Origin of the sequence: uncultured Anaerobiospirillum sp. (genome assembly GCF_902485895.1) — a bacterium.
In the GTDB taxonomy this organism is placed as follows: Bacteria; Pseudomonadota; Gammaproteobacteria; order Enterobacterales; family Succinivibrionaceae; genus Anaerobiospirillum; species Anaerobiospirillum succiniciproducens.
Genome location: NZ_CABTML010000094.1, coordinates 15,818 through 39,551, shown reverse-complemented (window position 1 = coordinate 39,551; position 23,734 = coordinate 15,818). Strand labels below are relative to the sequence as shown.

Genomic DNA, 23,734 nt, shown 5'->3' with positions numbered 1-23,734 from the left:
TCTGAAGCAACTGAAAAGCGCGGTCGTGGCCGTCCAAAGGGCAGCAAGAACAAGGCTACACTTGCAAATGAGCAAGCAGCACAAAAGCAGCTAACTGCATCTGCAGCAACTGAAAAGCGCGGTCGTGGTCGCCCAAAGGGCAGCAAGAACAAGGCTACCCTTGCAAACGAGCAGGCAACACAAAAGCAGCTAACTGCATCTGCAGCAACTGAAAAGCGTGGTCGCGGCCGTCCAAAGGGCAGCAAGAACAAGACTACCCTTGCAAACGATCAGGCAGCACTAAAGCAGCAAACCGCATCATCAGCAACTGAAAAGCGCGGTCGTGGCCGCCCAAAGGGCAGCAAGAACAAGACTACCCTTGCAAACGAGCAGGCAGCACAAAAGCAGTTAACCTTGTCTGAAGCAATTGAGAAGAGAGGTCGTGGCCGTCCAAAAGGCAGCAAGAACAACGCTACACTTGCAAACGATCAGGAAGAACAAAATTAATTAACTGCATCAGCTACAGAGAAGCGCGTTCCTTGCCTACCAAATGGAAGTAAGATCAAGACTAGATAAAATAGATCTGTGTTAATTAATATTTTTATCTGTAGCAATGATTATTGCTATTTTAAAATCTAATTAAGGCAGCTAAAAATTAGTCGATATATAACAAAAATAAGGTTGTAAACTGCAACATGACAAGAGTACAAATGGCTATTATAAGAGCCTTTTTGTCGCGTTTCTGTCTTCTTTGCAAATGCTTAAAATTCGTTTGGACGTTAATAATTTGATTGTTTAGTATGTTTAGGCCGAAATCATTTAATGAATATTCATAAGAGTATCCTTTCAGGAGTTCGTCCTTAAATTCGACTACGTGTTTGGCTGTTTGATGCCAATGCTTGTGCATTGCATATAATTCAGCTACTGATGGCAGAGTCATGAAGTAGTAACGCAAATTATTTTGATCTGCCCATGGCTTTATTAGAGTGAAATGGCAAATAGCGGGATCTTTTGCCATGGATACAAACTCACTTACATCTGGAACGTTATTAAAAATTTTCTTTGTTAATGATGAGCTAAATGATGGAGGAATTAGCGAAAAATCATTGGTAGATTCATCGTAACCAAGCACATAGTAAAAAGAGGTAAAGTTCCAAGTGGTGTTTAATAGGACTGGATCATTTATTAAAAAATTTAATAGATCCTGATCATGCAATATAGGTGCATGTGTCTTTAGAAGTTCGAAACACTTTCTTTCAATTTCTTGCCTACGCCATTCATGCATGTTTATCAGCAAAACACCAGCATTAAAATGATTTTTATTGCTTATATATAAATCTTTGTGATTTTTATTCTTTGATGGCAGGGGTCTGCAGTGATTTAAGGAATTTTGCTCGTCGATTCTAAAATCTACACATGCAGCTAGAACTTTATCTCTGAGATCAGTTTGATTGAAAAGCTCACGAATATCGTGACGAACAATCAAATCACAGTCTAAATACAGAACTGTGGGTATGTCAGTTGGAATCAGCCTATCGATGACAATGCGGTAATATGAACTTAAAGCGTCATTAAGTTTAGGTGCACCTTTGAATGTCGAGCTATCAATTTGCTTTATTATGAATAAAACATCGATTATGTGCTCATTTCTAATCTGAAACGCTTCAGCCTTTTTAGTAAGCTCTTCTGTATTTACAGTTTCATCAACAACAATATGAAAGATGATTCTGTCTGATTCTCTTGTATTTTTATTATCGGAGCAGTTATTTGAGTTCGACGACGTATGGTGAGCGTTAAGACTATCTAAAACTGATTGGCATGTAACAAAGCTGTATGGTAAGTAGTTAATGTCAGTTGCGAGTAAAATATTATAATCAGACATGTCATAACCTATTGGCACCCAGTTAATAACTGGTTAATTAGTGTTTAATGTACCTGTATACATCTATCATGTGAAAAACTATGTCACGTAACATACTTTAGCAAAGTAAATATAAAAGAAACAGATTTAAAGATTGTGTACTACGAGCAAAGATGTTGCTTTTATTTGTCAAATGTGCGGCTAGTTATGAATTGAATGTTTGCAGTATGCTAAGATTAGCGACTGCATTATTATCACTGGAGTAGATTTATGAGTGACAAGATTGTACATCTGACTGATGATACTTTTGAGGCTGAGGTTCTCAAGTCCGATAAGCCAGTACTGCTCGACTTCTGGGCACCATGGTGTGGTCCATGCCGTATGGTTGGCCCAATCCTCGACGAGCTTGCCTCTGAGCAGGACGATGTAAAGATCTGCAAGATCAACATCGATGACTACCAGGTAGCTGCAACTAACTATAAGGTTATGTCCATCCCTACTTTATTAGTTATTAAGGGTGGCGAGGTTGTAGGTCAGCACATTGGTGCTATTGCCAAGGCAGACCTCAAGGACTTTATCGCAACCTCCTTACGTAAGTAATAGATCGGTTGTCTAGATGACAAAAAAGGCGTCGGGCTCAAGCTTGACGCCTTTTTTGTTACTGTGGCGCAATAAACATTTTCTTGGCAGAAAATTTTTCTAAGAAGTTCTTGCTAAAGGCAGAAATATCTGTATAATAAGCGCCACAAAATCTGTGCGCCACGTCACAGTGGTATATAAGTTGATAGCACAGTCCAGCCCTCCGGCTACATGCCGTGGCTGCGGTACACTCCCTAATTTTGGGAGAATCTTTTAGTTAGACCGTCCTCTTGTTTGATTTCATAAGGAATTGAGCAGGAAGGCATGTGCCTACATGTTCTTTTTATTTTCGGAGTCTGTAATGCAGAACCAAAGAATTCGGATTCGCCTCAAGGCCTACGACCACAGATTAATCGATCATTCGACTGCTGAAATCGTTGAGACTGCTAAGCGCACTGGCGCTCAAGTACGCGGTCCGATCCCGCTCCCAACCCGCAAGGAGCGCTACACTATCCTCATCTCCCCACACGTCAACAAGGATGCTCGTGACCAGTACGAAATTCGTACCCACAAGCGTTTAGTAGACATCGTGGAGCCAACAGAAAAGACTGTAGACGCTTTAATGCGTTTAGACCTTGCTGCTGGTGTTGATGTACAGATTAGCCTTCGCTAGCGTTAGGGGGAATTACAATGTCAATCGGTTTAATTGGCCGCAAGCTTGGAATGACCCGCGTTTTCAACGAGGACGGTAAGTCAGTTCCAGTTACCGTAATCCAGGTTGAGGCTAATCGTGTAACCCAGGTTAAGAATTTAGAGACCGACGGTTACACCGCAATTCAGGTTACTACCGGCGAGCGTAAAGCATCCCGTATGAACAAGGCTGAGACTGGTCACTTTGCTAAGACTGGTGTAGCAGCTGGCCGCGGCTTATGGGAGTTTCGTTTAGAGCCATCCGAGCTTGAGGCTTATCAAGTTGGCTCTGAGATCAAGGTAGACGCTTTAGAAGGTGTTAAGAAGGTAGATGTCACTGGCCAGTCAAAGGGTAAGGGCACTGCTGGTACCGTAAAGCGCTATAACTTCCGCACTCAGGACTTTACTCACGGCAACTCCCGTTCTCACCGTGTTCCTGGTTCTACTGGTCAAAACCAGACTCCAGGCCGTGTGTTCAAGGGTAAGAAGATGGTCGGCCGCATGGGCGGCGAGCGCGTCACTGTTATGTGTCTCGATCTCGTACGTATCGATGCTGAGCGCAACCTGCTCCTCGTAAAGGGCGCTGTTCCAGGTGCCAACAACGGGGATCTGATCGTAAGGCCAAGTGTTAAAGCTTAACCTGAGGTAAAGGAATCATGGAATTAAAGATGATTGGCGCCGGTAAGCCACTGGAGGTATCTGAAAGTGCCTTTGGTCGCGAGTTCAATGAGGCGCTGGTACATCAGGTAGTTGTTGCTTACCTAAGTACCGCTCGTGCCGGAACCAAGGCACAAAAGACCCGCTCTGAGGTATCTGGCGGCGGTAAGAAGCCTTTCCGTCAGAAGGGCACTGGTCGCGCTCGTGCAGGCTCAACTCGTTCTCCACTCTGGCGTGCTGGTGGCACCATTTTCGCTGCTAAGCCACAGGATTGGTCACAGAAGGTAAATCGTAAGATGTACCGTGCTGCTATGAGCAGCATCCTCTCTGAGTTAGTTCGTCAGGACCGTTTAGTTGTCGTTGAGGACTTAAAGTTAGAGGATCACAAGACCAAGACTTTAGTTAACAAGTTAAAGGACCTCGAGTTAAAGCAGGTTCTGATTGTTACTGAGCAGTTTGACGAGAACTTATTCTTAGCCGCTCGTAACCTTTACAAGGTTGAAGTTTGCCAGCCAGGTACTGCTTCATTCAACCCTGTAAATCTCGTAGGCTTCGACAAGGTATTAATTACCGCTGCAGCTCTCAAGAAGGTTGAGGAGGATATCACCAAATGATGCATTCTCGTTTAATGAACATCCTTCGCGCACCTATTATTACTGAGAAGAGCACTCGTGCTATTGAGTTAAATAACACCTTTGTTTTCAAGGTAGTTAAGGATGCTGATAAGCACGAAATCAAGCAGGCTGTTGAGACTATCTTCAACGTGCAGGTTGATAGCGTTCGCACCCTTAACGTAATGGGTAAGAAGCGCCGTTCAGCTCACGGTATCGGCGTTCGTTCCGACTGGAAGAAGGCTTACGTTACCCTGAAAGAAGGCTCAACTATCGACTTTACAGCTCAGGCAGCTGAGAAGGAGAGCAACTAATGGCTATCATTAAGACCAAGCCAACCTCCGCAGGTCGTCGCCACGTTATTCAGATCAAGAATCCTGATCTGTGGAAGGGTGGTCCTTTCCCAGCTCTGACTGTTGAGAAGCGTAAGACTGGTGGTCGTGATAACTACGGTCACATCTCTACCCGTCACATCGGCGGCGGTCACAAGCAGCGTTATCGTTTAATCGACTTCAAGCGTCAGAAGGATGGCGTTGAAGGTCGTGTTGAGCGTATCGAATACGATCCAAACCGTTCAGCTAACATCGCCTTAGTTTTATACACTGATGGCGAGCGTCGTTACATCTTAGCTCCTAAGGGCTTAAAGGCTGGCGACAAGATCATGAGCGGTGAAGGCGCACCTATCAAGGTAGGTAACGCTTTACCAATGCGCAACATCCCAGTTGGTACCAATGTTCACGCAGTTGAGCTGGTTCCAGGTATGGGCGCTCAGTTTGCTCGTTCAGCAGGCACTTTCTGCCAGATTCTTGCTCGTGAGGGTGACTACGTTACCTTACGTATGCGTTCTGGTGAAATGCGTCGCGTACTTGCTAACGGTCGCGCAACTATCGGTGAAGTCGGCAATTCAGAGCACATGCTCCGTCAGTTAGGTAAGGCTGGTGCTAATCGTTGGCGCGGCGTACGTCCTACTGTTCGTGGTATGTCCATGAACCCAATCGACCACCCACACGGTGGTGGTGAGGGCCGCAACAAGGGTATTCAGCCTCGTTCACCATGGGGTACCCCATGCAAGGGCTTCAAGACCCGTAAGAACAAGCGTACTGACAAGTACATCGTTCGTCACCGTTAATCGTTAGTGAGGAAATAACATGCCACGTTCTTTGAAGAAAGGCCCGTTTATTGACGCGCACTTATTAAAGAAGGTTGAACAGGCTGCCGTTGGTGCAGATAAGAAGCCAATTAAGACTTGGTCTCGCCGTTCAATGATTATTCCTGCCATGATCGGTATGACGATTGCTGTTCACAATGGCCGTCAGCACGTACCTGTTTACGTTTCCGATGAAATGGTAGGTCACAAGCTGGGTGAGTTCGCACCTACCCGCACATTCCGTGGTCACGCTGCTACGGACAAGAAGGGCAAGTAGGAGTAAGGACAATGACTGAAATTAAAGCTGTACATCGCTTTGCTCGTACTTCCGCTCAGAAGGCTCGCTTAGTTGCTGATCAAGTTCGCGGTATGCCAGTTGATCAGGCCTATGACTTATTAAAGTTCAGCCCACGTAAGGCTGCTGCTTTAATTGCTAAGGTTCTCAACTCAGCAATCGCCAATGCAGAAAACAATAACGGTCTGGACTCCAGCAAGTTAGTGATTTCTCGCATCTTAATCGACGAAGGTCCATCTTTAAAGCGCATCATGCCACGTGCTAAAGGCCGTGCAGATCGCATTGTGAAGAGAACCTCTCACATTTCCATTTACGTTTCTGAGCGCTAAAAGGAGTTAAGATGGGTCAGAAGGTTAATCCGATTGGAATAAGACTTGGTATCACTAAGCCTTACTCCTCGGTCTGGTACGCATCAACTGCTAATTTCCCAGCCAACATCAAGAGCGATTTCGAAGTTCGCAAGTACTTAACTCAGGAACTTAAGAACGCATCTGTATCCAAGATCGTCATCGATCGTCCTGCTAAGAGCATCCGTGTAACCATCCACACTGCTCGTCCTGGTATCGTTATCGGTAAGAAGGGTGAGGACGTTGAGAAGCTTCGCCGTAAGATTACCGAGATTGCAGGTGTTCCTGCTCAGGTTAACATCAGCGAAGTTCGCAAGCCTGACCTCGATGCCAAGTTAGTTGCAGACTCAATTGCTTCACAGTTAGAGCGTCGTGTAATGTTCCGTCGCGCTATGAAGAAGGCAATCCAGAATGCAATGCGCGTTGGTGCCAAGGGTATCAAGGTTGAAGTCTCTGGCCGTTTAGGCGGTGCAGAAATCGCTCGTTCAGAGTGGTTACGTGAGGGTCGTGTTCCACTTCACACCTTACGTGCTGACATCGACTACGCTTTATCTGAGGCAGTTACCACCTACGGTGTTATCGGCGTTAAAGTTTGGATCTTCAAGGGTGAAGTTTTAGGCCAGCTGCCTTTAAACCAGGAAGAAGCCAACGAGCGTGACAACGCACAAGAGCGCAAGGGCCGTGGTCGTCGTAACGACAACGGTGCTCGTAACAACCGCCGCGGCGGTCGTAACGATCGCGCTCAGGGTCAGAAGAAGCCTGCCCAGGCTGCTGAAGCCCCTGCTGCAGAGTAACGGAGGATACACTTAAATGTTACAACCAAAGCGTACAAAGTATCGCAAGACTCAAAAGGGTCGTAACGAGGGCTTAGCTTACGCCGGCGGAGAAGTATCCTTCGGTGAATACGGCCTGAAGGCTACCTCACGTGGTCAGATTACTGCTCGTGAGATCGAAGCTGCTCGTCGTGCTGTAACTCGCTGCATGAAGCGTGTTGGTAAGGTTTGGATCCGCGTGTTCCCAGACAAGCCAATTACTCAGAAGGCACTCGGTGTTCGTATGGGTAAGGGTAAGGGTTCCGTTGAGTACTGGGTATGCCCAATCCAGCCAGGTAAGGTTCTGTTTGAACTGAGCGGTGTTCCTGAGGAGTTAGCCCGTGAGGCTTTCCGTTTAGGTGCTGCTAAGTTATCAGTTACCACTACTTTCGTTCGTAAGGCGGTGATCTAATGAAGGCTAGCGAGTTACGTAATAAGTCCGTTGAAGAGCTTAAGACTGAACTTAAAGACCTTCAGCGTGAGCAGTTCAATCTCCGTTTCCAGCACAAGCTGAATCAGCTTGCAAGCACTGACAACATGCGTAAGGTTCGTCGCGACATCGCTCGTGTAAACACCATCCTGTCAGAGAAGCTTCGCGCTGAGAGCGCACAGTAGAGGTAGTGCTAAATGTCTGATACTCAGAACACTTCAAAGGTAGCACGCACCCTCCGTGGTCGCGTTGTTAGCGATAAGATGCAGAAGGCTTGTGTTGTTGCAGTAGAGCGTCGTGTTAAGCACCCAATCTACGGCAAGATCTTAAAGCGTACCACTAAGTTCCACGTACAGGACGTAAACAACGAGGCACGTACTGGCGATTTCGTTGAGATTCGCGAGTGCCGTCCAGTTGCTAAGACCATTGCTTGGACCTTAGTATCTGTCATTGAGAAGGCAGAGTAATATCAAGAACACTTAACGTGTTTAATTGATAAAAAGGATCTTGTGGCTTGTCTACAAGATCCTTTTTATTTTAATCATGAGACTAAGAAACTCTCCTTATGTTTATAAGGCGGCTAAATCCATTTTTATGATCTTCTCGCTCTGAGAGCGCATGATAAGTTTTTTGCGCTGAAGTATGTATAAACCGCATATGTAAAAGAGATCACAAGCATATTAAGCTTAAGTAAAGATCTTAAAAACTGAGATATGCTACACAAAACTTGCAGTTTCTTATTTTTCATGGTACTATTCAGCGCCCTCTTACTTTATAGAGAGGGGAAATTTTGTCTTTATAACCTTGGAGCATTTTAAATGATCCAGATGCAAACCATGCTCGACGTTGCTGACAACTCGGGTGCTCGTAGCGTAATGTGCATTAAGGTCCTTGGTGGATCTCACCGCCGTTATGCTGCTATTGGCGACATCATCAAGGTGTCTGTCAAAGAAGCAATCCCACGCGGCAAGGTCAAGAAGGGCGATGTACTTAACGCCGTAGTTGTACGTACCAAGAAGGGCGTACGTCGTGCAGACGGCTCCGTAATTCGCTTTGATAGCAACGCTGCTGTTTTATTAAACGGCCAGCACGAGCCAATTGGCACCCGTATTTTCGGACCTGTTACCCGTGAGCTTCGCGGTGAGCAGTTCATGAAGATCGTGTCCTTAGCTCCGGAAGTACTCTAATCTTAAGGGGTCTAAAACATGGCAGCGAAAATCCGCCGCAATGATGAAGTTATTGTGATCGCAGGTAAGTCAAAGGGCGAGACCGGTAAGGTTATCAGCGTTCTTACCAAAGAGCACAAAGTAGTAGTCGAGGGTGTTAACCTCGTAACTAAGCACGTTAAGGCCAATCCACAGGCTGGCGTCCAGGGCGAAATCGTTAAGAAGGAAGCCCCACTCGACGTTTCTAACGTTGCAATCTACAACCCATCCACTAGCAAGGCCGACAAGGTTGGTTTCCGTTTTGAAGATGGTAAGAAGGTTCGCTTCTTCAAGTCCAACAACGAAATCATCCCTAACAAGGCTTAATAGCAGTTTTTATCAGGAGTAATAACGATGGCGAAACTGCATGATCAATACAAGCAGGAAGTAATCAAAGCTTTGTCTGAAAAGTTTGGTTACAAGTCAGTCATGCAAGTCCCTCGGATTGTGAAGATCACCCTTAACATGGGTGTCGGTGAGGCTGTTGCTGATAAGAAGGTTCTTGAGAACGCAGCACGCGATATGGCCGCAATTACCGGCCAGAAGCCATTAATCACCAAGGTTCGCAAGTCTGTAGCGGGCTTCCATATTCGTGAGGGTTACCCAATCGGTTGTAAGGTAACTTTACGTGGTGAGCGCATGTGGGAATTCTTAGAGCGTTTAATCGTAATCTCTATCCCACGTATCCGCGACTTCCGTGGTTTATCTTCCAAGTCTTTTGATGGTCGTGGCAACTATTCAATGGGTGTCCGCGAGCAGATCATCTTCCCTGAGATCGACTATGACAAGGTTGACACTATTCGTGGCCTTGACATTACCATCACTACCACTGCCAAGACTGATGAAGAGGGTCGTGCCTTATTAGAGGCTTTCAAGTTCCCATTCCGCACTCAGGCTAAGTAATTAGGACGAACCTAAATGGCTAAGACTTCAATGAAGAACCGCGAGCTCAAGAGAGAGCGCCTTGCAAACAAGTACTTCGCAAAGCGTCAAGAGCTCAAAGCAAAGATTTCCTCTGTTTCTCTTTCTGACGAAGAGCGTTTTGCTGCAGTTCAGGCTTTAGCTGCACTGCCACGCGATTCAAGCCCATGCCGTCAGCGCAACCGTTGTGCTGAGACTGGTCGTCCACATGGTTACCTGCGCAAGTTCGGCTTATGCCGTATCAAGCTCCGTGAGCACATGATGCGCGGTGAAATTCCTGGTCTTCACAAGGCCAGCTGGTAAGAGGAGAGAAACACATGAGCATGCAAGATCCAATCGCGGATTTGCTGACCCGTATTCGCAACGGCCAGGCTTCCGGCAAGGTAATGGTGTCCATGCCTTCCTCCAAGCAAAAGCTTGCTATCGCTAACCTGCTGTTAAAAGAGGGCTACATTGCCTCTGTTAACGTAAGCGGCGATACCAAAAAGGTATTAGAGATCGGCCTCAAGTACTACGAGGGTAAGCCAGTAGTAGAGATGATCCAGCGCGTTTCACGTCCTGGTCTGCGCATCTACAAGAAGTGCCGTGATCTTCCACGCATTATGAACGGCTTAGGCATTGCGGTTATCTCAACCTCAAAGGGCCTCATGACCGACCGTGCCGCCCGTAAGGACGGTTTAGGCGGCGAAGTCGTCTGCTACGTCGCATAATAGGAGGGGACATGTCACGTATTGCGAAGGAACCAGTTTTAGTTCCTCAAGGCGTCGAGGTCTCCATCGACGGCCAGTTAATCACCGTTAAATCCAAGAAGGGCCAGTTACAGCTGAACATTCATCCTTTAGTAAAGGTTGAGTTCGTTGACAACGCTTTAAAGGTAAACGTTGCTGACGATTCTGCTGAGGCTAACATGCAGTCTGGTACTACCCGTGCTTTACTGCAGAACATGGTAGTAGGTCTTGATAAGGGCTACGAGAAGAAGCTGAACTTAGTTGGTGTGGGTTTCCGTGCCCAGGCTAAGGGCAAGGTATTAAATCTTGCTTTAGGTTTCTCTCACCCAATCGATCACGAGCTTCCTGAGGGAATTACTTGTGAGACCCCATCACAGACCGAAATCGTCCTGAAGGGCTTCGATAAGGCTCTCTTAGGTCAGGTTGCTGCTGACATTCGTGCATACCGTCAACCTGAGCCATACAAGGGCAAGGGTATTCGCTACTCTGATGAAGTAGTGCGTATCAAGGAAGCCAAGAAGAAGTAAGGATTGAGGTAAAAACCATGTTTGATAAGAAACAATCTCGCATCCGTCGTGCTACCAAGTCACGCGCTAAGATGCACGAGTTGGGTGTTACTCGCCTCGTCGTTACCCGTACTCCTCGTCACATCTACGCTCAGATTATTGACAAGGACAGCCACGTTTTAGCTACTGCCAGCACCTTAGAAAAGGATCTGGTTAAGGAGCTCAAGTACACCGGTAATATCGATGCAGCTAAGCTGATTGGCAAGACTGTTGCCGAGCGTGCTTTAGCAGCTAAGGTTGAGAGCGTTGCTTTCGACCGTTCCGGTTATAAGTATCACGGCCGTGTTGCAGCATTAGCTGACGCTGCTCGTGAAGCTGGCCTCAAGTTCTAGGAGTGTAGTTAAATGCAACACAAAGATGAAACTCAGGCAGGCGAGCTTCAGGAGAAGCTGGTTGCCGTTAATCGTGTAGCTAAAGTGGTTAAGGGTGGTCGTATCTTCTCTTTCACCGCTTTAACTGTAGTTGGTGATGGCAACGGTCACGTTGGTTATGGCTACGGCAAGGCTTCAGAAGTTCCTGCTGCTATTCAGAAGGCAATTGAGCAGGCTCGTCGTAACATTAACAAGAACATTTCTTTAAACGACGGCACCCTGTTCCACGCTGTTAAGGGCGAGCACTCAGGCTCTATGGTTTACATGCAGCCTGCCTCAGAAGGTTCTGGTATTATTGCCGGCGGCGCTATGCGTGCTGTTCTTGAGGTTGCTGGTGTACGTAACGTTCTGGCTAAGACCTACGGTTCAACCAACCCAATCAACGTAGTTCGTGCTACTGTTGCTGCCTTAGCTTCTCAACGTACTCCTGAGCAGATCGCTGCAAAGCGTGGTCTCTCTGTTAAGGAAATCTTGGAGTAAAAAATGGCTGAGAAGAAAACCATCAAAGTTACCCAAGTACGCAGCATCATCGGCCGCAAGCCTGATCACGTTGCTACTATTCGCGGCTTAGGTTTACGTCGCATTCGTCACACTGTTGAGCTCGAGGACACTCCTTCTGTTCGCGGTATGATCAACAAAGTTAGCTACATGATTAAGGTTGAGGAGTAACAATAATGCGTCTGAATACTCTTAAGCCTGCTGAGGGCTCACACCGCAAGCACGTTCGCGTTGGTCGCGGTATCGGCTCTGGTTTAGGCAAGACCTGTGGTCGTGGTATCAAGGGTTCAGGTGCTCGTAAGAGCCCAAATGTCCGCCCAGGTTTCGAAGGCGGCCAGATGCCTTTAAAGATTCGCCTGCCTAAGTTTGGCTTCTACTCACCAAAGTCTGACATTACTGCAGAAGTTTTACTCAACGACTTAAACCGCGTTGAGGGTGATGTAGTTGACATGGCAAGCCTCTTAAAGGCTCGCTTAATCTCTAAGAAGATTAAGTACGTTAAGATCGTTCTTTCTAAGGTTCCTAACTTCACTCGTAAGGTTGAGGTCAAGGGTTTAGCTGTTACTCGCGGTGCTAAGGCTGCCATTGAGGCTGCTGGTGGCTCTGTTGAGATCGCTTCATACACCTTAGCTGCAGCTGCTCGTCGTGAGAAGTCTGCTGCCCGTTCTGCTGCTAAGCAGAAGGCTCTGCAAGACAAGCTTGCTGCTACCGGTATCGTAAAGCCGGCAAAGAAGGACAAGGCTGAAAAGTTAGCTGCCAAGAACAAGTAATCGCGGAGCGCACGTAGTGCGCTCTTTTGGAGATTTGCATGGCTAGAAAATCGCTCCTGGAAAAGGGTCGCGAAGCACAGGCTCAGGCTAATGGCGGCAACGGCGAACTTCGTTCCCGTTTGCTCTTCGTATTAATCGGTCTGATTATGTTCAGACTTGGTTCTTACATTCCTGTTCCTGGTGTCAATGCTGACGTTCTTCAGCGACTTTTTGATGATCAGAGCGGAACCATCATCGGTATGTTCAATATGTTCAGCGGTGGCGCTTTAGAGCGTGCATCAGTGCTGGCATTGGGTATCATGCCGTATATCTCTGCGTCGATTATCATCCAATTATTGGCAGTGATTAACCCTACCTTAGCTGAACTTCGTAAAGAAGGTGAGTCAGGTAGACGCAAGATCACACAGTACACTCGTGTCTCTACTTTATTCTTAGCAACATTACAGGCTGTCGGTATAGCTACCGGTATTCCTAACATGATGCCTGGTTTAGTAGATAACCCTGGTTTCGGTTTTTACTTTGTAACCACCGTATCCTTAGTTACAGGCACAATGTTCTTAATGTGGCTTGGTGAGCAGATTACCGAGCGTGGTATTGGCAATGGTATTTCTTTAATTATCTTTGCTGGTATCGTTGCAGGCTTACCTGCAGCACTTGCCTCAACATTCGAGCAAGCACGTCAAGGTGATTTATCCACCATCGCACTGCTGATCATCGGCGTGGTAGTGGTCGTAGTTACCTTCTTCGTCGTGTTCGTCGAGCGTGGACAGCGTAGAATCTCAATTGAGTACGCTAAGCGCCAGATGGGCAACCGTATTTATTCACAACCACGAAGCAGCTTACCTTTAAAGATCAATATGTCTGGTGTGATCCCAGCGATTTTCGCTTCCTCGATCATTTTATTCCCAGGCACCATTGTTTCATGGTTTGGTCAAGGTGAGAATGCTGTTGCTAATGTGCTTCAGGAAATCTCTTTATTCCTGCAGCCAGGTCAGCCTCTTTATGAGCTCCTTTATGCAGCAGCTATTGTGTTCTTCACTTTCTTCTATACCGCACTTGTGTTTAACCCACGTGAAGTAGCTGAGAATCTGAAGAAGAGTGGTGCTTTCATTCCTGGTATTCGTCCAGGTGAGCAGACTGCACGATTCATCGATAAGGTGATGACTCGTCTGACACTCTCTGGCTCGATTTACATGGTATTAGTCTGCTTAATTCCGCAGCTGCTTATGAACTGGTTCAATGTTCAGTTCTACTTCGGCGGTACTTCATTACTGATTATTGTTGTAGTAATCATGGACTTTGTAGCTCAGCTGCAGAGCCATCGTATGAATCAGCAATACGGTGATATCATGCGTAAGGCTAATCTCAGGAATTACGGACGTTAATTTCTAAGGCCGTAAGCACTTTGCATTACGGCCCGTCCATCAACGGAGTTGATATCATGAAAGTTGGTGCTTCTGTTAAGAAGATTTGCCGTAACTGCAAAGTGGTACGTCGCCACGGCGTAGTTCGCATCATCTGCGATAATCCAAAGCATAAGCAGCGTCAGGGCTAATCGCCAGGCGTAGCAATTATGCTACTCCTCTGCACATAGCAAGTTCAACTTGCATCATCAAGAACACGGTTCGAGGCAACTCAACCGTGTTTTTTATTGTCTGAATCAGTAAAATGTAGCAATCCAGCTATATCTCTTATTACGAAGCCTATATACTTTATCTTACTTAGATATAAGGCGTTAATGTTCTACAAGGACTCTAGAAGTGAAAAGTAAGTTTTTATCTGTCGTTGTGCCTGTATATAAGACTGAAAAGTATTTAGCAAAGTGCTTGGATAGCATTATTTGTCAAACCTTTAGAGACATTGAGATTGTTTGCGTCAATGATGGAAGTCCGGATAATAGTAATGAAATTTTGTCTAGATATGAGCAATTAGATCCAAGAATTGAAGTATTAGAGATACCGAATGGTGGTTTGTCAATCGCAAGAAATGTCGCTTTAGACTACATCTTTAATAAGAGCACACGTGCTGCTTCATTCGATGAGCACTTTATTGCTTTCGTTGACTCAGATGATTATATAGATCATTCGACTTTCGAAAATGCTCTCATGCATTTTGAAGGCGATATTGATGCCGTAAGTTTTGGCTATGAAAGAGTTTCTGAGAATGGCAATATAAAAAAAGGGCGTTATAACATATCCAATTATCAGAATTATAATGGCACTGTAAAAATTTCTGACGATGTAATTGTTAATACATTCCCAGCTGTATGGTCCATTATTTTCAAGGCTGAAATAATTAAGAATAATAATTTGCGTTTTCCAGAGCGCTTACGTTTTGAAGACAATTATTTTACCTTCATTTATCTTCTATTTAGTCGTAGAATATGTTATATGCCTGGTTATCCATACAAGTATCTGACTAGAACCGATTCAATCACTGGGTTAGCTAAAGTTAATGATTACTCTTATGACTTTATTCTAATAGCTAAGAGTATCATGTCTTATTTGGCTGATAAGAATATTCTTTCCAGCAGAGATAACTTTTTTTGGAAGTGCTTTTATTTGTTAGTTTTAGCAGCTGTGAGCAACTGTATAAATAAGGACATTGAAGAGAGGATTTATACTGATGCAGCTGACATTATTAAATCAGGCCATCGCATTTCTTCTAATTATCTCTTTGATCATTATGATGAGCTTATTTACTTACGAAAGTTAAAGGCCTGCAGAATATATAAATTTTTTGGTATTTTTAAAATTAAGCATAGACCCCAAGTAGATAAATACTATTTTCTTGGCGTTCCATTTATGAAGATTTCATATAATGATAAAGGGAAATTAGTAAAGGTTTTTGGTATTAAGGTGCAATGATTTTCATTATTCTATTTGTCAAATGGTCTTGAGCCAACCACAATATATTCTAGTTAATGGCTGGCGGAAGACTCAACGTTAAAATAGTTGATCGCAGATAATTAATAAAATACGTTTAATTGTGTCGGTCTTCAACGTCAAAAACCATGTTTTATATGGCTTATTCAGTGCGAATTTCGTGAATTACCTTTATAAAGTCTTCAGCAGATTTTTTACTCGAAAATCTTGTTATCTGTTCTTTGGCGTATTGTACTAGCTTTGAAACATCTACTTGATCAGAACAAACGGCAGTTAATTTATTTGCCAAGTCTTCAGGATTGCTTGTCTCAAAAAGCAGACCAGCTTGGCCATTTAACAGAATCTCAGGTGGTCCAGATTTTACGTTAGATGATATGCATAATGTATTAAGTGCTTGGGATTCCAGGAGTACCATAGGCAGTCCTTCGCCTACTTCCATTTTCGAGGAAAGAATTAAAGCTTCTGCATTTTTTATCATACTATAGGGTTTTTTTAGTTCACCTGTAAATATAATCCTATCTGTTTCACATAGACCCTTAAGATAGTCTGTGTACTCTACTGAGCCACCACCAACAATGTAGAGTTTTAATTCCTTATTACTTTCTGCGAATATATTAAACGCTCGAATAACGGTTTCTACATCTTTTTCATGTGGATCAAGCCGTTGAACGGCAACAAAGTAGCGTCCGTCCGTTGAAAACATTATGTCATTGGATTGATTAAGTATTCTTTCAACGTTAATCGGGTTGTATATGCGTACTATTTTGTCTTGTAATAATGGGTAATTTTCCTTTATTTCATGAATGATATTATTACTTAAGCAAACTACCTTGTCGTATTTGCTCAGTAACTCTGCATTTAGGTGGTTTTGAAAGTAATTAAATCCGCAATGTAACCAGCAAATTTTAGGCTTTTTTATGCCTCTGTAAAATCTGTAAGCATATGTATATTTAAAGTCTACAATGATATCTTGCTGTTTAAAATACTTTCTTGCTTTATGCAATCTAAGAATATTTCTAAGAAACTTTGGTTTTGTTTCATCTTTAGAGGCATCTAAAACTGTAATTCCATGTTCCTCAAAGAAATACTTGTATCTAGGGTGTGTTATCTTGTTAAAAGTGATTACACTAAGATCAAATATGTTAGTTTCCTTTAGTGCTAAGAGCATTTCACAAAGAGCAATCTCACTACCGCCGATAACTAGCTCTGGTATACAAAATATTAGGGAACTTCTATAATTCAAAAACTTGATATACATCGGCTCAGTTGATGGTTTTTGATTTGAAAAAAATGAGGGTAATAATGATATAATCATTTTTTCAAAAAAACAAAAAAAATACCCTCATTATACAAACTATGTCAAGATCATATATTAACGCCACCACTAAGTCAAATCTTCTATTACCACCCTCACGTGAGGAGCTGCTTGCAAGAGAACCAGATCTCTTAAGCATTGATCAGAGTATCGATTTTGATCAGTTACGAGTTGTTATTGAAACCGCAATATCTAAGTACAAGGAAGACAATGCTTCAGTTGATAACACTATGTCCCATGACCATGATGATGTTATCCTGAAACCATTCACCGAATCATCATGTCCACGAAGCAAGTACTCTCGCAAAAATGCAGGACGACCTAGCTATGACCCAATCATATTCTTTAAGATTTTCATCTTGCAAATCCTCTTCAATCTGAGTGATGCAATGGTTCACAAGTATATCTTGGACCGTCAGTCTTTTCTTGCATTTTTAGACATTGATGTGACACTAGTACCTTCCTCAAAAACAATATGGAAGTACCGTGAGCTTTTTATAAAAGCTGGCGTATTTGAGCTCATCAACATACTCACGATGCAACATATTGCACAATTAGATGAAGTAAAGAATAGCGATTCTATTGCGATTGATTCATCTTTTACAAACGTGCCTATTCAACGTAACACTAGAGATGAGAACAAGGTGATAAAAGACGGTAATGGAGATCAACTTTGGAATGATCATCCAGCCAAGAAACGCCAAAAAGACATTGATTCAAGATGGACACAAAAAGGTGGTCATCGCTATTATGGTTACAAATTGCATATCGCAGTTTGCTGTTTAACCAAGCTGATCACTTCCATGCTTACAACAGCAGCCTGCGTACATGACTCCCAGGTTATTGCTCCTCTAGTAAGAGAAGAAGATCATGGCAAATCCCTGTACGCTGACTCAGCTTATAGCGGTAAAAAACAAATTGATGAAATTAAGCAGCTCAACCTCAAACCTGCTGTATGCGAGAAAGGAAAAAGAAATACCCCTCTAACAGATGAGCAGAAGAAGAATAATCGTGAGAAATCCAAAACAAGAGCTAGGGTAGAGCATGTCTTTGCTCAAATTGCACATTGGGATGGTGACATTCTTAGAACCATTGGTAAAAAAAGGGCTGATAGCTATCACCATATGCTAGTATGGTGCTATAACATCAAGCGCTTAATGTTTCTAGGGCTACCGCTACCATTTTAGTTGGCATCCTCCACCAAACATTTTGATATCTGGTATCTTGTCAAAAGGTACTGGAGGGATTAGTGTGCCAAGATTAGTCAAAATCTGCTGAGTTTTTGTCATAAATATCACGAAACAACGTATCTCAGAGTCATGATTTTGTTCACAAGTCTGTACTTCATCCATACTTAACACCAACAATGTGCTCTAAGTATTAATCTATTTTGATTTATAGAAGTTCCCATTATTTTTATTCTTTTTGGGTTACCCATGTTTTCTTATTGAAGCCTTCGTGAATATATTAAGAGGTATTAAAAAGGCAGGATATTCCTGCCTTGATTGATATATTAGTCTAGCTAATATTAAACAATTTGATCCTTACAAAGGATCGTAACTTTCTTTTCTGGCAGTTGTTCTGGGTAGTCCAATGAGTAGTGAAGGCCACGAGACTCTTTACGCTCTTGAGCAGAGTACACAATGATCTCAGCAACTTGCAGTAGATTTCTCAGTTCGAGGAGATTCTTTGAGATTCTAAAGTGTGAGTAGTAGTCTGCAACCTCTTTCTTAAGAAGGTTAATGCGGTGGAGCGCACGTTGCAGGCGTTTATTAGTACGCACAATACCAACATAATCCCACATCATGAGTCTAAGCTCATGCCAGTTGTGGGTAATGATCACTTCTTCATCAGAATCGCTCACACGGCTATCATCCCAAGCAGGGATATCGATTTGCTCAAGCTCATCTATATTCTCATCTGCAAGGTGCTGAGTAATATCTTTAGCTGCAGCCTGACCATAAACTACACACTCAAGAAGAGAGTTTGAAGCAAGACGATTGGCACCATGCAGACCAGTATATGCAACTTCGCCAATGGCATAGAGTCCCTGAATATCGGTTCTTGCCTTGCTATCCACCATCACACCACCGCAACTGAAGTGAGCTGCTGGAACAATTGGGATTGGTTCTTTGGTTATATCGATGCCAACCTTTAAGCAGCGTTCGTAAATAGTTGGGAAATGCTTCTTAACAAAGTCTGCCGGCTTGTGACTGATGTTTAAATACATGCAGTCAGCGCCAGTTTTCTTCATTTCATGATCGATAGCTCTTGCTACGATGTCACGAGGAGCAAGTTCACCGCGATCATCGTACTCTGGCATAAAGCGTGTACCATCTTTACGCTCTAAGGTAGCACCTTCTCCACGTAACGCTTCTGTTAACAGGAAGTTACGATCAGCTGCGTTGTAAAGAGTCGTTGGGTGGAATTGATTAAATTCCATATTTGCTACGCGACAGCCAGCTCTCCAAGCCATTGCTATGCCATCACCAGAGCTAACCTCTGGGTTGCATGTGTATTGGTATACCTTGGATGCGCCACCTGTACAGAGAGCTACAAAGCGAGCTCTAATGATCTCTACTTGATCGTCTTTTTCATTCAGCACATAGGCACCGAGTACACGATTGCCTGGCATATTCAGCTTTTTAGTTGTAATGAGATCAACAGCATAGCGATCTTCTAAGATCGTAATGTTTGGATGCTCTTTTGCACGTGCAACTAAAGTCTCCTGGATCGATCTGCCAGTGTGATCTTCTGCGTGGAAGATACGCCTATGAGAGTGACCGCCTTCTCTATGCAGATGATAAGGTGATTGTTCGGCGCTCTTTTCTTCTTCCTTGAGATCGAAAGGAACACCAGCATCAATTAACCACTGAATTGAGTCATGAGCATGTTCTGCCACTTCACGAACTACTTTTTCATCACAGATAAAAGATCCTGCAATACAGGTATCTTTGATGTGAGCCTCAATCGAGTCTTGATCATCCTTAATGTTGTATACGCCTGCTATACCACCTTGGGCATAGTTTGTTGAACCAGCGCATACGTCAGCCTTAGACAAAACAATCACTTTCGCACTTTTGGCAATACCTAATGCCAAAGTTAGACCTGCGGCACCACTGCCAATAACAAGGCAGTCTGTTGTGTAATCCATAATGGAGCCCTTAAATCGTAGTGAATTTGATCGCGGGTATTTGAAGTTGCTTCAAGTGCCAGCTAAAAGCTAAAGCGGTCAAATAGAGTTTCACAGATGTGGCTTGTGCTATGCCAAGAGCCAAGCTAATCAGATTTTAGCCTAATACAAACCTGAATTTTAATAACTTCTTCAAGACTTGCTAACAAAATGGCATTTAAATCGTCTTTTATGCGATAAGTGGTGCACTAAAGTAGGGCGATATATTAATGCAAAACGATCATTAATTGTCGGAGTTGACCGTTGTATGCTTTATACTTGTGTTATGCATAGTAGTCTTGCGATCTTATTGTTCTACACGAATGTCTAAGATCTCTATCTTAGTCTTGTCAAATAGTGTATGTATTGTGAGAATACCTCAGCTAGGGAACTTTTTAATAAGTTCAATGGTCTATAGGACTAAACAGGATGTTGAATCATTATGATGACTAAAGAGCAGGCACAATCACTCGCAGCTGAAGATATTGCGCTGGTAAAGCGTGTTCAGCAAGGTGATAAGCAGGCTTTCAACATTCTGGTGCTTCGTTATCAACATAAGGTTTGCGATATCGCATACAAGTTCGTAAGCAATCCTGTTGATGCTAACGATATTGCACAGGAAGCATTTATTCGTGCATACAAGTCAATTGACTCTTTCCGTGGCGAAAGTTCCTTTTATACTTGGATGTTTCGAGTAACCTCAAATGTTGCTAAAACTTACTTAGAAGTCAACAATAAACATCGTTATGCAGTCGATGTTGATGATCCTGAATTCAATTCTAAGCATGACGTTCACGGTATGTTGGTTTCAAATGAGGGCCCTGACGCTTTGTTCGACTCTCATGAGCTTAGCAATATTATTAATGAGGCATTAAATGAGCTTCCTGAGGATTTAAAACGAGCCCTCCTCTTACGTGAAGTAAAGGGATTGTCTTATGATGAGATTTCTGAAATTATGGAGTCTCCTCTAGGAACCGTAAGATCGAGAATTTTCAGAGCACGACAACATATAGAAGAAAAAATGGCTCGCTTTGAAAGGGGATTATAGTTTGGAGCAGTCTATGCGAAACCAGTCATCAGAAACTAACGAGAAACTCTTAAAGGCCTCGGAACTTTTTGATGGCCGTTGCCAGCATCTAAGTTCGGAGGACTTAAAGTCTTTTGACTCAGTTGAGGTTAGAGAGCATTTAAAGAACTGGGCTTTAATTGGTAGCGCCTTGCGTGATGAAATGCCTGAAAAAGTCGACTTTAATTTCGCCGACAAAGTAATGGCAGCAATTGATGATCAAGATAAAGCCTGGGTTCCTCCATATGAAAGCGAGTGTAGCTTTGATCAGTCTAGCTTGCAGCAAGATGTAAATAAGACTGGTAAAGTTAAGTTAGCTATGCCAACTATCGCTTTGAAAAAAGCAGGCACTGTTTTAATTCAAACAGCTGTTGCTGCAACTGTCGCTACAGTGGCTGTAATTGGTATGCAAGTCTATAATGCATCCAACGTGCAAATGGATAACATCGCAACAACTGCATCAAACAATGTAGGCCCTGTTAATGGGTTAAACTTAGCAGCTTTTCAGACTAATGAGAGTGATATCGTTTCTCTAAATAACAATGTAAACGATAGTGCTAAACCAACTCCGCCAGCTGATAAGACAGACTTAAGCAAAGTTCGACAGGAAGAACTTGATAAAGTTAATTCTTATGTGCAGGGCTTTATTACTGAAACTGCTTCAAGATAGTTTGAATCAATAGTTATCCTATCAGTATCAAAGCTGTTAGAATGATTGTTAATAAGATAATGCTAAGGCTGTGTCCACGCGATACGGCCTTTTTTGTATTTGTAGCTTGTTAATTTAGGTAACCAAAGTGCGCCATGCTTTTAGTTTCTACAGTTTTGCAACTGTACTTATAGCAAGTATTTATTCAACAAATGTCTTTGCTCATGATGAGCCTATGGTCGATACTCTTGAGGCTAATACTTCATACTTATCAAACACTATTCCACTTTCATCCATTGGTCCAATAGACTCAAACCATATAAATAAGTGTTTTGATTCGTTTAAAGAAACTAGAGCACGTGTGCGTGATTCAAGTACTCAATCAGTTGTAGTTCTATCAAATCCTGGAGGTATCGCCCCATTTATTACTTTGCAAAGTGTTGGTGCTAATGGTCGTCATTACACTTTATGGCAAACCTTAAATGGTGAAATTAAAGGGTATGCGCTTAGGGATGGCGAAGGATTTGACTATAACGATAGTACAATGACTGCCTTGCCGTTATCCTGGCATCCAACCTTTATTTGGGACAGTCTTTTTGCTTCAGACAAGTCGCTCAATAGCTTCTCATGTATTTTTATGGGCAGAACTAGAGTGATGGGTAAGCGCGTTAGTATCTTAAGGCTAATGCCTCAAGAGAACTTACGCTATTCATATCTGCTAGCCAAAGAGGACGAGTCTGACTTTCCTGTTGAGCTGACTATTCTTGACCCTAAAGGATCTGTCATTGAGCGCATGACTACCATGGATAGCAGGTCTGTAACTAGTCTAAATTTCCCGATTAATGATGAGATATTTAATAGGTTTCAAGCTGAACACTCTCAAGATAAAGCTAATAGCAGTACTCAAGAGGGCTCGACTGGCGCTGTAAAAGGTTCATTAAGCAACGTCAACTCTGATAAAGCTGCGGAGGCTCAAAATAATGAAGATCCGTTACCGTGGCCTGAGCTGCAGATTCCAAACGTATATCAGCTAGTTGATTCTGGTAAATTTGCACAAGGCGGTCCAAACTGTACCTATCAAGAGTTTTCAGATGGTGTAACCTCATTTAGGGTATATAAGAATGATCCTTCTGCAGTTCTATATCCTGTACTTACAAATGGAACCATCTCGGTTGTGCGCAAAAAAGCGCTAAAATATGAGTATTCAGTTGTGGGTGAGGTTCCTGTATCACTAGCAGAATATGTATTGACAAGGATCAATGGTTAACATGAGCACAGTTAAAGACTTAAACGCTACAAAGCTCAAGTACTATGTAATCAATCTCAAGGGCCAAACTGAGCGTCGCGAGCGCATGGCAAAGCTATTAGATGCCCAAGGAGTTGATTATGAGTTTTTTGAGGGTGTGAATGGTAGGGCATTAACAGAAGAGCAGAAAGCTTTATTTGCAGATGAGGATAAAAACATTTTAGAAATGACAGGTGGCAGAAAGCTACTTGTCGAAGACAAGCTATCTTTACCAGAAAAAGGCTGTGCGTTATCCCATCTTAAACTTTATCAAAAGATCTTAGATGATGGAGTGCAAAGAGCAGTAATCCTTGAGGACGATATGCTTCTTAATCAAGATGTTTATGAAGCATTAGACAATATTGATTGTATTAAAGAGCCTTGGGACATCATTAACTTTTCATCTCACATCGGTATCAAGAGTTTGCCTGGCGCAAAGAAGTATTATGCAAACAAAGAAAAAGGATTTTACTTCCAGCGTTTAGGTATGCGTAATAACACACTTGATGCCATTTTTAATCGCCGAAGAGTTTTAATATATGCTGCTTTATATGTAGTAACTCCGACAGCCTGTAAGCGTCTTATTGAGCTTGGATACCCAGTAAGAATCGTTGCAGACTATTTAACAGGTCTTGTCGCATACCATAATTTAAAGCTTTTTAGAGCATACCCTTTGAATCATTTTATGCAGTTTCATGAGGTTGATTCGACCATTGGAGATCGACCAGCGCACCGCATGATTAGACTTTAGTTAATGGGTGCTTTGAAGTACCGTAATATAGGCCTATTCACAGTGCATTTGTCAGTTACGATCTAAAAGATACATGTTTTAGATATAATAGAGAGCTAGCTTAAGATCTAGATATCGCTTTTGAGTGCCGCTGAGGCAGCCAAC

Annotated in this window: 33 protein-coding genes and 1 pseudogene; 31 read left to right on the top strand and 3 right to left on the bottom strand. The window is 43.2% G+C overall.

What is annotated here, in order from left to right; translation table 11 throughout:
- Window positions 1-486 (top strand): hypothetical protein (locus tag RDO37_RS07635; RefSeq protein ID WP_308498648.1); only part of this gene is annotated, 486 nt, incomplete at its 5' end.
- Window positions 487-634: 148 nt separating this feature from the next.
- Here RDO37_RS07635 and RDO37_RS07630 read toward each other — a convergent pair.
- On the bottom strand, window positions 635-1,861 hold the full coding sequence (locus RDO37_RS07630; RefSeq protein ID WP_308498647.1) for a glycosyltransferase: 1,227 nt from the start codon (window positions 1,859-1,861) through the stop codon (window positions 635-637).
- A 249-nt stretch (window positions 1,862-2,110) separates the two neighbouring features.
- Here RDO37_RS07630 and trxA point away from each other — a divergent pair, with 249 nt between their 5' ends.
- From trxA to RDO37_RS07505, 25 genes and pseudogenes are all read left to right on the top strand, one after another.
- Window positions 2,111-2,440 carry a thioredoxin gene (gene trxA, locus RDO37_RS07625; RefSeq protein ID WP_027940198.1) on the top strand — a complete coding sequence of 110 codons (330 nt, stop codon included), beginning with the start codon at window positions 2,111-2,113 and terminating at the stop codon, window positions 2,438-2,440.
- 340 nt (window positions 2,441-2,780) lie between these two features.
- Window positions 2,781-3,092, top strand: a complete 312-nt coding sequence (gene rpsJ / locus RDO37_RS07620; protein ID WP_021890106.1) for a 30S ribosomal protein S10 — start codon at window positions 2,781-2,783, stop codon at window positions 3,090-3,092.
- Window positions 3,093-3,109: 17 nt separating this feature from the next.
- Window positions 3,110-3,748, top strand: a complete 639-nt coding sequence (rplC, locus tag RDO37_RS07615; RefSeq protein WP_027940197.1) for a 50S ribosomal protein L3 — start codon at window positions 3,110-3,112, stop codon at window positions 3,746-3,748.
- 17 nt (window positions 3,749-3,765) lie between these two features.
- Complete coding sequence (rplD, locus tag RDO37_RS07610; RefSeq protein WP_027940196.1) at window positions 3,766-4,380, top strand: 50S ribosomal protein L4; 615 nt, start codon at window positions 3,766-3,768, stop codon at window positions 4,378-4,380.
- Complete coding sequence (gene rplW, locus RDO37_RS07605; protein ID WP_027940195.1) at window positions 4,377-4,691, top strand: 50S ribosomal protein L23; 315 nt, start codon at window positions 4,377-4,379, stop codon at window positions 4,689-4,691. The genes rplD and rplW overlap by 4 nt, the downstream gene beginning before the upstream one ends.
- Window positions 4,691-5,506, top strand: a complete 816-nt coding sequence (gene rplB, locus RDO37_RS07600; RefSeq protein WP_027940194.1) for a 50S ribosomal protein L2 — start codon at window positions 4,691-4,693, stop codon at window positions 5,504-5,506. The genes rplW and rplB overlap by 1 nt, the downstream gene beginning before the upstream one ends.
- A 19-nt stretch (window positions 5,507-5,525) precedes the next feature.
- Window positions 5,526-5,801, top strand: coding sequence for a 30S ribosomal protein S19 (rpsS, locus tag RDO37_RS07595; RefSeq protein WP_027940193.1), 276 nt, complete (start codon window positions 5,526-5,528; stop codon window positions 5,799-5,801).
- An 11-nt stretch (window positions 5,802-5,812) separates the two neighbouring features.
- The gene (gene rplV / locus RDO37_RS07590) at window positions 5,813-6,148 is read left to right on the top strand and encodes a 50S ribosomal protein L22 (RefSeq protein WP_027940192.1); all 336 of its coding nucleotides are present in this window, start codon (window positions 5,813-5,815) and stop codon (window positions 6,146-6,148) included.
- 11 nt (window positions 6,149-6,159) lie between these two features.
- A complete protein-coding gene (gene rpsC / locus RDO37_RS07585) occupies window positions 6,160-6,960 on the top strand; it encodes a 30S ribosomal protein S3 (RefSeq protein WP_027940191.1) in 801 nt (266 codons plus the stop codon).
- A gap of 16 nt (window positions 6,961-6,976) precedes the next feature.
- Window positions 6,977-7,390, top strand: coding sequence for a 50S ribosomal protein L16 (gene rplP / locus RDO37_RS07580; protein ID WP_027940190.1), 414 nt, complete (start codon window positions 6,977-6,979; stop codon window positions 7,388-7,390).
- Window positions 7,390-7,593 carry a 50S ribosomal protein L29 gene (gene rpmC / locus RDO37_RS07575; RefSeq protein WP_027940189.1) on the top strand — a complete coding sequence of 68 codons (204 nt, stop codon included), beginning with the start codon at window positions 7,390-7,392 and terminating at the stop codon, window positions 7,591-7,593. Before rplP ends, rpmC begins: the two co-directional genes overlap by 1 nt.
- 12 nt (window positions 7,594-7,605) lie before the next feature.
- Window positions 7,606-7,875, top strand: coding sequence for a 30S ribosomal protein S17 (rpsQ, locus tag RDO37_RS07570; RefSeq protein WP_027940188.1), 270 nt, complete (start codon window positions 7,606-7,608; stop codon window positions 7,873-7,875).
- 351 nt (window positions 7,876-8,226) lie between these two features.
- Window positions 8,227-8,595 (top strand): 50S ribosomal protein L14, encoded by a 369-nt coding sequence (rplN, locus tag RDO37_RS07565; RefSeq protein ID WP_027940187.1) that lies wholly within the window; start codon window positions 8,227-8,229, stop codon window positions 8,593-8,595.
- An 18-nt stretch (window positions 8,596-8,613) separates the two neighbouring features.
- Window positions 8,614-8,940, top strand: a complete 327-nt coding sequence (gene rplX / locus RDO37_RS07560; protein ID WP_027940186.1) for a 50S ribosomal protein L24 — start codon at window positions 8,614-8,616, stop codon at window positions 8,938-8,940.
- 27 nt (window positions 8,941-8,967) lie between these two features.
- Complete coding sequence (gene rplE / locus RDO37_RS07555) at window positions 8,968-9,516, top strand: 50S ribosomal protein L5 (protein WP_027940185.1); 549 nt, start codon at window positions 8,968-8,970, stop codon at window positions 9,514-9,516.
- Between the two features lie 15 nt (window positions 9,517-9,531).
- On the top strand, window positions 9,532-9,837 hold the full coding sequence (gene rpsN, locus RDO37_RS07550; protein WP_027940184.1) for a 30S ribosomal protein S14: 306 nt from the start codon (window positions 9,532-9,534) through the stop codon (window positions 9,835-9,837).
- 14 nt (window positions 9,838-9,851) lie between these two features.
- Window positions 9,852-10,244, top strand: a complete 393-nt coding sequence (gene rpsH, locus RDO37_RS07545) for a 30S ribosomal protein S8 (RefSeq protein ID WP_027940183.1) — start codon at window positions 9,852-9,854, stop codon at window positions 10,242-10,244.
- An 11-nt stretch (window positions 10,245-10,255) separates the two neighbouring features.
- A complete protein-coding gene (gene rplF / locus RDO37_RS07540) occupies window positions 10,256-10,789 on the top strand; it encodes a 50S ribosomal protein L6 (protein WP_027940182.1) in 534 nt (177 codons plus the stop codon).
- Window positions 10,790-10,806: 17 nt separating this feature from the next.
- A complete protein-coding gene (gene rplR, locus RDO37_RS07535) occupies window positions 10,807-11,160 on the top strand; it encodes a 50S ribosomal protein L18 (protein ID WP_027940181.1) in 354 nt (117 codons plus the stop codon).
- Between the two features lie 12 nt (window positions 11,161-11,172).
- Entirely contained in the window at window positions 11,173-11,679 is a 507-nt protein-coding gene (gene rpsE, locus RDO37_RS07530) for a 30S ribosomal protein S5 (RefSeq protein ID WP_027940180.1), read from the top strand.
- 3 nt (window positions 11,680-11,682) lie between these two features.
- Window positions 11,683-11,868: a 50S ribosomal protein L30 gene (rpmD, locus tag RDO37_RS07525; RefSeq protein WP_027940179.1), complete on the top strand. Its 186-nt coding sequence runs from the start codon at window positions 11,683-11,685 to the stop codon at window positions 11,866-11,868.
- Between the two features lie 5 nt (window positions 11,869-11,873).
- Window positions 11,874-12,308 (top strand): annotated as a pseudogene (gene rplO, locus RDO37_RS07520) (50S ribosomal protein L15); the annotation flags it as partial.
- A 197-nt stretch (window positions 12,309-12,505) separates the two neighbouring features.
- Window positions 12,506-13,852, top strand: coding sequence for a preprotein translocase subunit SecY (gene secY, locus RDO37_RS07515; RefSeq protein ID WP_027940177.1), 1,347 nt, complete (start codon window positions 12,506-12,508; stop codon window positions 13,850-13,852).
- A gap of 56 nt (window positions 13,853-13,908) precedes the next feature.
- Entirely contained in the window at window positions 13,909-14,022 is a 114-nt protein-coding gene (gene rpmJ, locus RDO37_RS07510; protein ID WP_027940176.1) for a 50S ribosomal protein L36, read from the top strand.
- A gap of 205 nt (window positions 14,023-14,227) precedes the next feature.
- Window positions 14,228-15,334 carry a glycosyltransferase gene (locus tag RDO37_RS07505; protein ID WP_308498646.1) on the top strand — a complete coding sequence of 369 codons (1,107 nt, stop codon included), beginning with the start codon at window positions 14,228-14,230 and terminating at the stop codon, window positions 15,332-15,334.
- A 160-nt stretch (window positions 15,335-15,494) separates the two neighbouring features.
- Here the strand turns inward: RDO37_RS07505 and RDO37_RS07500 are convergent, their stop codons facing one another.
- Window positions 15,495-16,667, bottom strand: a complete 1,173-nt coding sequence (locus RDO37_RS07500) for a glycosyltransferase (RefSeq protein ID WP_308498645.1) — start codon at window positions 16,665-16,667, stop codon at window positions 15,495-15,497.
- A 41-nt stretch (window positions 16,668-16,708) separates the two neighbouring features.
- Between RDO37_RS07500 and RDO37_RS07495 the strand changes: the two genes are divergently transcribed.
- Entirely contained in the window at window positions 16,709-17,854 is a 1,146-nt protein-coding gene (locus RDO37_RS07495; protein WP_308498644.1) for an IS5 family transposase, read from the top strand.
- A gap of 341 nt (window positions 17,855-18,195) precedes the next feature.
- On the opposite strand, the gene nadB is transcribed toward RDO37_RS07495, so the two are convergent.
- The gene (gene nadB, locus RDO37_RS07490) at window positions 18,196-19,821 is read right to left on the bottom strand and encodes an L-aspartate oxidase (RefSeq protein ID WP_308498643.1); all 1,626 of its coding nucleotides are present in this window, start codon (window positions 19,819-19,821) and stop codon (window positions 18,196-18,198) included.
- A gap of 460 nt (window positions 19,822-20,281) precedes the next feature.
- On the opposite strand from nadB, the gene RDO37_RS07485 reads away from it, so the two are divergent.
- From RDO37_RS07485 to RDO37_RS07470, 4 genes are all read left to right on the top strand, one after another.
- A complete protein-coding gene (locus RDO37_RS07485; RefSeq protein WP_281710676.1) occupies window positions 20,282-20,887 on the top strand; it encodes a sigma-70 family RNA polymerase sigma factor in 606 nt (201 codons plus the stop codon).
- A 13-nt stretch (window positions 20,888-20,900) separates the two neighbouring features.
- On the top strand, window positions 20,901-21,575 hold the full coding sequence (locus RDO37_RS07480; protein ID WP_303074693.1) for a sigma-E factor negative regulatory protein: 675 nt from the start codon (window positions 20,901-20,903) through the stop codon (window positions 21,573-21,575).
- A 214-nt stretch (window positions 21,576-21,789) separates the two neighbouring features.
- Window positions 21,790-22,821 (top strand): sigma-E factor regulatory protein RseB domain-containing protein, encoded by a 1,032-nt coding sequence (locus RDO37_RS07475; RefSeq protein WP_308498642.1) that lies wholly within the window; start codon window positions 21,790-21,792, stop codon window positions 22,819-22,821.
- Between the two features lies 1 nt (window position 22,822).
- Window positions 22,823-23,590 carry a glycosyltransferase family 25 protein gene (locus RDO37_RS07470; protein ID WP_308498641.1) on the top strand — a complete coding sequence of 256 codons (768 nt, stop codon included), beginning with the start codon at window positions 22,823-22,825 and terminating at the stop codon, window positions 23,588-23,590.
- The last annotated feature ends 144 nt before the right edge of the window (window positions 23,591-23,734 follow it).